The organism is Streptomyces tricolor, assembly GCF_002155905.1.
Lineage (GTDB): Bacteria > Actinomycetota > Actinomycetes > Streptomycetales > Streptomycetaceae > Streptomyces > Streptomyces tricolor.
The window spans coordinates 1-7,675 of the sequence record NZ_MUMF01000674.1; the positions used below are offsets into that span (position 1 = coordinate 1).

Annotated in this window: 9 protein-coding genes; 4 read left to right on the top strand and 5 right to left on the bottom strand. The window is 72.8% G+C overall.

What is annotated here, in order from left to right; all coding sequences use genetic code 11:
• Positions 1-887: magnesium and cobalt transport protein CorA (locus CCN44_RS37060; RefSeq protein WP_167404073.1), on the bottom strand; the 887-nt coding region annotated here is incomplete at its 3' end.
• A gap of 62 nt (positions 888-949) precedes the next feature.
• Between CCN44_RS37060 and CCN44_RS37065 the strand changes: the two genes are divergently transcribed.
• From CCN44_RS37065 to mshC, 4 genes are all read left to right on the top strand, one after another.
• Positions 950-1,636: a histidine phosphatase family protein gene (locus CCN44_RS37065; RefSeq protein ID WP_059248403.1), complete on the top strand. Its 687-nt coding sequence runs from the start codon at positions 950-952 to the stop codon at positions 1,634-1,636.
• A gap of 109 nt (positions 1,637-1,745) precedes the next feature.
• Entirely contained in the window at positions 1,746-2,336 is a 591-nt protein-coding gene (locus CCN44_RS37070; protein WP_059248402.1) for a DUF3090 domain-containing protein, read from the top strand.
• A complete protein-coding gene (locus CCN44_RS37075; RefSeq protein ID WP_208639922.1) occupies positions 2,300-3,139 on the top strand; it encodes an SCO1664 family protein in 840 nt (279 codons plus the stop codon). The genes CCN44_RS37070 and CCN44_RS37075 overlap by 37 nt, the downstream gene beginning before the upstream one ends.
• Positions 3,140-3,232: 93 nt before the next feature.
• Entirely contained in the window at positions 3,233-4,462 is a 1,230-nt protein-coding gene (gene mshC / locus CCN44_RS37080) for a cysteine--1-D-myo-inosityl 2-amino-2-deoxy-alpha-D-glucopyranoside ligase (protein WP_086703116.1), read from the top strand.
• A gap of 159 nt (positions 4,463-4,621) precedes the next feature.
• Here mshC and CCN44_RS37085 read toward each other — a convergent pair whose 3' ends face one another.
• The 4 genes from CCN44_RS37085 to mtnC all read right to left on the bottom strand — a co-directional run.
• Complete coding sequence (locus CCN44_RS37085; protein ID WP_059248400.1) at positions 4,622-5,542, bottom strand: PAC2 family protein; 921 nt, start codon at positions 5,540-5,542, stop codon at positions 4,622-4,624.
• A gap of 246 nt (positions 5,543-5,788) precedes the next feature.
• Positions 5,789-6,460: a FadR/GntR family transcriptional regulator gene (locus CCN44_RS37090; RefSeq protein ID WP_059248399.1), complete on the bottom strand. Its 672-nt coding sequence runs from the start codon at positions 6,458-6,460 to the stop codon at positions 5,789-5,791.
• 65 nt (positions 6,461-6,525) lie between these two features.
• Complete coding sequence (mtnB, locus tag CCN44_RS37095) at positions 6,526-7,134, bottom strand: methylthioribulose 1-phosphate dehydratase (RefSeq protein ID WP_059248398.1); 609 nt, start codon at positions 7,132-7,134, stop codon at positions 6,526-6,528.
• The coding region (gene mtnC / locus CCN44_RS37100) for an acireductone synthase (protein ID WP_244204026.1) at positions 7,131-7,675 on the bottom strand (545 nt) is incomplete at its 5' end. The genes mtnB and mtnC, both read right to left, overlap by 4 nt.

Consider the following 7,675-nt stretch of genomic DNA (forward strand, 5'->3'; position numbering starts at 1 on the left):
TGGTCGAAGTTCATGCCGTAGATCCCCGCGATCATCGTGGGCACCGCGGCCATCGCCGCCCACGAGGAGATCTTCCGCATGTCGTCGTTCTGCCGCACGCTCATCTGCGCCAGGTGGGCCGACAGGATGTCCGACACCAGCCGGTCCAGGCCCTCCACGGACTCGTTCACACGCGTCAGGTGATCGCCCACGTCCCGGAAGAAGGGCCGCGCCTTGTCGTGCACGAAGGGCACCGCACCGAGCGGGCCGTTGCCGGCCAGCCGGGCCAGCGGCAACGCCAGCGGCCCGGTGGCCCGGCGGAACTCCAGGACCTGCCGCTTGAAGGTGTAGATCCGGGACGCGGTGGTGCGCGAACTGCCGACCTCCGGCTGGAACACCTGCGCCTCCAGCTCGTCCAGGTCCGTCTGCAGCTCCGTCGCCACCTCCAGATAGTGGTCGACGGTGGCGTCGGCGATCGCGTACAGCACGGCGGTGGGGCCCTTGTCGAGCATCTCCGGCTCCTCCTCCAGCCGGCGCCGCACCGCCGCCAGCGGCGAGCCCTCGCCGTGCCGGACGGTCACCACGAAACAGTCGCCGACGAAGACCATCACCTCGCCGGCCGAGACGGCGTCGCTGTCGGGCTCGTAGACGACCGGCTTCAGCACCATGAACAGCGAGTCGTCGTACACCTCCAGTTTGGGTCGCTGATGGGCCTTGAGGGCGTCCTCGACGGCCAGCGGATGCAGCCCGAACTCGTCGGTGACCAGGTCGAACTCCCGCTCCGACGGCTCGTACAGCCCGATCCATACGAATCCGCCCGCCGCCCGCGCCTCGGCGAGCGCGTCGGACAGGTCCTCCGGGCCCTCGGTGCGGTGTCCGTGCCGGTATACGGCGCAGTCCATGATCACGCTGCGCATTCTCCCTTCGCCCGACCACCGGCGCACCAGGTGATGCGCCTACCCTGGTCCGCATGCCCACGCTGATCCTCGTAAGGCACGGACGTTCCACCGCCAACACCTCGGGGGTGCTCGCCGGCCGGACGCCCGGCGTCGCCCTGGACGAGCGCGGTGCCGCGCAGGCCGCCGCACTGCCCGCCCGGCTCGCCGCCCTGCCGGTCTGCGAGGTCGTCACGAGCCCCCTCCAGCGCTGCCAGGAGACCGTACGGCCGCTGCTGGAGGCCCGCCCCGGCCTGCGCTCCCACACCGAGGAGCGGATCAGCGAGTGCGACTACGGCGACTGGTCCGGCCGCAAGCTAGCCGAGCTGAAGGACGAGCCGCTGATGGAGGTCGTACAGGCCCACCCGTCCGCCGCCGCCTTCCCCGGCGGGGAGTCCATGCGGGCCATGCAGACCCGTGCCGCCGAGGCCGTACGCGAGTGGAACGCGCGCGTGGAGCGCGAGCACGGCGCCGACGCCGTGTACCTGATGTGCTCCCACGGCGACATCATCAAGTCGCTCGTCGCCGACGCCCTCGGCCTGCACCTCGATCTCTTCCAGCGGATCTCCGTGGAGCCCTGCTCCGTCACCGTCATCCGCTACACCCGTCTCAGGCCGTTCCTGGTCCGTCTCGGCGACACCGGGGATTTCGCTTCGCTCGTCCCGCGCGAGGAACCCGGTGACGGCGACGCACCGGTCGGGGGTGGTGCGGGCGCACCGTGATCGTCGGCCGCAGTAGGGTGAAGCGACCCACCCCGTCGCACATCCGCACGGCCGGCACCGCCGAACCGCTCGATACCACGACATCACACGACATCAATGGAGACAGGACGTGTCCCGTCAGGTGTTCCTCTACGACCAGCCGGACCGCTTCGTGGCCGGCACGGTCGGACTGCCCGGGCGCCGTACGTTCTTCCTCCAGGCCATCGCAGGCTCCCGGGTGACCAGCGTGGTCCTGGAGAAGACCCAGGTCGCCGCGCTCGCCGAGCGCATGGACGAACTGCTGGACGAGGTCGTACGGCGTAGTGGCGGCAGCGCCGCCGTCCCCGCCGTGGCCCCCACCGAGATCGCCGACACCGCCCCCCTCGACACCCCCATCGAGGAGGAGTTCCGCGTCGGCACCATGGCGCTGGCCTGGGACGGCGAGGACCAGCGCATGATCGTCGAGGCCCAGGCGCTGGTGGAGCTGGACGCCGACACCGAGGAGGACCTCGCGGAGGCCGAGGAGCGGCTGCTCCAGGACGAGGAGAACGGGCCCCCGATGCTGCGGGTCCGGCTGACCGGCGCGCAGGCCCGGGCCTTCGCCAAGCGCGCCCTCGACGTCGTCAACGCCGGGCGGCCACCGTGTCCGCTGTGCAGCCTCCCGCTCGATCCGGAAGGACACGTATGTCCGCGCCAGAACGGATACCGCCGCGGAGCGTGACGGCTCCGGCCGCCGGGGCCGGCCCGCACCCCGCCGAGCTGCTCGCGCGGGGTGAGCTGACCGTCCGCGGCCGGATCCGCGAGGCGTCCAACGCGGCCCTGTTCTGCACGGTCGTGCTGGACGGCCGGCAGGCCTCCTGCGTGTACAAACCCGTGGCCGGCGAGCGCCCCCTGTGGGACTTCCCCGACGGCACCCTCGCGGGCCGCGAGGTGGCCGCCTACGAGGTCTCCGAGGCCACCGGCTGGGGGCTCGTGCCGCCCACCGTGCTGCGCGACGGGCCGTACGGCGAGGGCATGTGCCAGCTGTGGATCGACGTCCACGCCGAGGCGGAGCTGCTCGCCCTGGTCGACGCCGAGGAGCCGGCGCCGGGCTGGCGGGCGATCGGGTTCGCCGAGGTCGGCGAGGGCCGCACCGCGCTGCTGGTGCACGCCGACGACGAGCGGCTGCGCCGGCTCGCCGTCCTGGACGCGGTGATCAACAACGCCGACCGCAAGGGCGGCCATCTGCTGCCCACCGCCGACGGCCGGCTGTACGGCATCGATCACGGCGTCACCTTCAACGTCGACAACAAGCTGCGCACGCTGCTGTGGGGCTGGGCCGGGGAACCCCTGACCCCGGAGGCCGTCGACGTCCTCAAGGGGCTGCGGGACGGCCTGGCGGGGGAGCTGGGCCGGCGGCTGGCCGCACTGATCACGGCCGCCGAGATCGACGCCACGCGCGCGCGTGTCGACGCTCTGCTCGCCTCGGGCGTGCATCCGGAGCCCAGCGGCGAGTGGCCCGCCATCCCGTGGCCGCCCGTGTGAGCACATCCGGCGCCGAGGTACAAGAGCGCGGAACCGGCCATCCGGCCCGATCCCGTTCGTATCCGCAGCTCGGCGCCGGTTAGGCTCATGTACATGCATGCCTGGCCCGCTTCCGAGGTCCCCGCCCTGCCTGGTCAGGGCCGCGACCTGAGGATCCACGACACCGCGACCGGCGGCCTGGTCACCCTCGACCCCGGTCCCGTCGCCCGTATCTACGTCTGCGGCATCACGCCGTACGACGCGACCCACATGGGTCACGCGGCGACCTACAACGCGTTCGACCTGGTTCAGCGCGTGTGGCTCGACACCAAGCGGCAGGTCCACTACGTCCAGAACGTCACCGACGTCGACGATCCGCTGCTGGAGCGGGCGGACCGGGACGGCGTCGACTGGGTCGCCCTCGCCGAGAAGGAGACGGCCCTCTTCCGTGAGGACATGACCGCCCTGCGGATGCTCCCGCCGAAGCACTACATAGGCGCCGTCGAGGCGATACCCGGCATCGTCCCGCTCGTGGAGCGGCTGCGCGAACTCGGCGCGGCCTACGAGCTGGAGGGTGACATCTACTTCTCCGTCGAGTCCGACCCGGACTTCGGCAAGGTCTCGAACCTGGACGCCGCCGCGATGCGGCTGCTGTCCGCCGAGCGCGGCGGCGACCCGGACCGCCCGGGCAAGAAGAACCCGCTCGACCCGATGCTGTGGATGGCGGCCCGCGAGGGCGAGCCCAGCTGGGACGGCGGCAGCCTCGGCCGGGGCCGGCCCGGCTGGCACATCGAGTGCGTGGCCATCGCCCTCGACCACCTCGGCATGGGCTTCGACGTCCAGGGCGGCGGCTCCGATCTCGCCTTCCCGCACCACGAGATGGGCGCCTCGCACGCCCAGGTGCTCACCGGCGAGTTCCCCATGGCCAAGGCGTACGTGCACGCCGGCATGGTCGCCCTGCACGGCGAGAAGATGTCCAAGTCCAAGGGCAACCTCGTCTTCGTCTCCCGGCTGCGCCGCGACGGCGTCGACCCCGCCGCCATCCGGCTGGCCCTGCTGGCCCACCACTACCGCGCCGACTGGGAGTGGACCGACCAGGTCCTCCAGGACGCCGTCGCCCGCCTCGCCCGCTGGCGCGCGGCCGTCTCCCGTCCCGACGGCCCGTCCGCCGACGCGCTCGTGGAAGAGATCCGCGATGCCCTGTCGAACGACCTGGACGCCCCCGCCGCCCTGGCAGCGGTGGACCGCTGGGCGTCCCGGCAGGAGACGGAGGGCGGCACGGACACCGGCGGCCCCGGCCTGGTCACGCGAGCGGTGGACGCGCTGCTGGGGGTGGCTCTCTAAGCACCGCCAGGGGCAGCGCCCCGTCAGGGGCGCGGGCCGCCGCGCGACAGCCACGACGGGCCCGCTGACGTCCGACGGCCCCCAGCGGCACCGCCCGAGGCGTCGGACCACACGAAGAAGGGGCGCTTCCCGCAAGGGAAGCGCCCCTTCGCCGTGGCCTCAGTCCTCCGGGCTGTCCTCGTCGTCCTCCTTGGACCCGCCCCCGGCCGCCGGCGGCCTCGGCTTCCCGCCCGGAGGGCCCACGTCCCGCCGCCGCAGATACCGCTCGAACTCACGGGCGATCGCCTCACCCGACGCCTCCGGCAGCTCGGCGGTGTCCCGGGCCTCCTCCAGCGTCTGGACGTACTCGGCGACCTCGCTGTCCTCGGCGGCCAGCTGGTCCACACCCACCTGCCAGGCCCGCGCGTCCTCCGGCAGCTCGCCCTGCGGGATGCGCAGGTCCAGCAGGTCCTCCAGCCGGTTGAGCAGCGCCAGCGTGGCCTTCGGGTTGGGCGGCTGGGACACGTAGTGCGGTACGGCCGCCCACAGCGAGACCGCCGGGACGCCCGCGTGCGTGCACGCCTCCTGCAGCACACCGACGATGCCCGTCGGCCCCTCGTACTTGGTCTCCTCCAGGTCCATCCGGCGAGCCAGGTCCGGGTCGGACGTGACCCCGCTGACCGGGACCGGACGGGTGTGCGGGGTGTCTCCGAGCAGGGCGCCCAGGATGACCACCAGCTCCACCCCCAGCTCGTGGGCGAAGCCGAGCAGCTCGTTGCAGAACGAACGCCAGCGCATGGACGGTTCGATGCCGCGGACCAGCACCAGATCACGCGGTTTCTCGCCGCCGACGCGCACCACGGACAACCTTGTCGTCGGCCACGTGATCTTTCGCACACCGCCGTCCATGAACACCGTGGGGCGGTTCACCTGGAAGTCGTAGTAGTCCTCGGCGTCCAGCGCCGCGAAGACCTCGCCCTTCCACTCGCGTTCCAGATGCGCGACCGCCGTGGAGGCGGCGTCGCCGGCATCGTTCCAGCCCTCGAACGCGGCCACCATGACTGGGTCGATCAGCTCGGGAACCCCCTCCAGCTCGATCACCCAGTGCCTCCTTCCGACGTGCCCTCGCTTGACCCACCAACCTTACGGCGTCCGGCGGGGGCGCCCGCAGCCCCCTTGCACGGGGGAGTGAACGGATCACTGCCCCGATCGCGACCACCGGACACCCCGGCGCCCTCACCCGGGCACGCGGTCCCGCCCAAGGCGCGCGGGCAACCGCGCGACCAGCCCGTACGAACCCCCATTCCTGCGAGAAGCCGCACCTCCCACGGCGCCCCCCGGCCGAACTCACAGGGTGGCCCGCAGCCACTGCTCCACGCTCGCGATGTGCACGGTCGCCCAGGAGCGTGCGGCCTCCGCGTCCCGGTCGCGCAGCGCGCCCAGGATCGCCCGGTGCTCGCGCAGGGTGCGGCCGACCGCGCCCTCCTGGGTGAGCCCCCGCCAGATCCGCGCCCGGGTGGTGGGCCCGGACAGCCCGTCCAGCAGCGCGCACAGCACCGAGTTCCCGGCGCTGCGCACGATGCTCCGGTGGAACTCCAGGTCGGCCGCGACCAGTTCCTCCACCGACGGATCCGCGCCCAGCGCGTCCAACCGGGCGGACAGCGCGTCCAGTTGGTCCGCGCCGATCCGCGAGGCCGCCAGTGCGGTCGCGGCCGGCTCCAGGATCCGGCGCACGGCGAGGAACTCCAGCACCGTGTCGTCGCGGTGGAAGTCCACGACGAAGCTCACCGCCTCCAGCAGGAGTTGCGGGTCGAGGCTGGTGACATAGGTGCCGTCGCCCTGCCGCACGTCGAGGATCCGGATCAGCGACAGCGCCCGTACGGCCTCCCGCAGGGAGTTGCGGGACAGGCCCAGCTCGGCGGCCAGCGCGCTCTCCTTGGGCAGCCGGTCGCCCGGCCGCAGCGCACCGGAGACGATCATGCCCTTGATCTTCTCGATCGCCTCGTCGGTGACTGCCACGACCGGCCTCCCCCTTGCCCAGACATCGGATGTCTCAGCACCTTATGCGAGGGGCCGCACGGGTCCTACGTCCCCGCCAGCTCCAGCTCCAGCAGCCACTCGACCACTTCCGTGTGGTGCCGGGCCTGCCGCGGGTCCGCGCCCCACACGTACAGCCCGTGCCCGGCGACGACCACCGCCGGCATCCGGGGGTTGCGCGCGGCCTCCAGCCGGTCGCCCAGCTCCGTCATGTCCTGGCTGTTGGCGATGACCGGCAGCACCACGTCCACGTCATGGGCGGGCTGGCCGACGCCCTTGAGCATCTCCAGGTCCCGGAACACGATCCCGCCCGGTGCCCGGCACCCCATGGCCACCGCGGCCACGGTGTGCACGTGCACCACCGCGCCCGCACCCGTCAGCGCGGCCACGCGCGCGTGCAGCTCGGCCTCCGCCGACGGCCTGCCGCCCTGCACGGCCGCGCCCCGCCCGTCCACCAACACCACGTCCGCGGCGGTCAGTTCCCCCTTGTCACGGCCGCTCGCGGTGACCGCCAGCCGCAGCGGATCCCGGGACAGCACCACCGACAGATTGCCGGACGTGCCCCGCATCCAGCCGAACGAGGCGAACCGGGCGGACTCGGCGGCGAGCACCGCGCCCGCCTCCTCCAGGTCGAGCGCGCCGATACCGGCGGTCATGTGCCCCTCCTCACGACGGTGATCTCGTCGAACGTCCCCGCCTGCGCGTGGCCGCCCGCACCCTGCTCGTAGTACGGCTCCCCGGGCCGCCGGACGCCGACGGTCCGCCAGCCCGCCGCCCGGGCCGCGTCCAGCTCGCCGGGGCGGTCGGAGAGGAACAGCAGCCGGTCCGCCGGCACGCCGGTGGCCGCGGCGATCCGGCGGTACGACTCCGGCTCCTGCTTCGGTCCCGCGTTCTCGGTGTCGTACAGCCCCGAGACCAGCGGCAGCAGGTCGCCCTCGGGGGCCGAGGAGAACCACGCCCGCTGGGCCGCCACCGACCCCGACGAGTACACGTACAGCCGTACGCCCGCCGCGTGCCAGGCGCGCAGCGCGGGGACGACGTCGGCGTAGAAGTGGGCGACGAGGTCGCCGCGGGCGAAGCCCTCGGACCAGACCAGGCCCTGCAGGGTCTTCAGCGGGGCGGCCTTGCGGTCCTCGTCCAGCCAGGCGTTCAGGGTCTTCTCGATCCGTACGGCGTCCGCGTCCGGCTCGCCCGTCA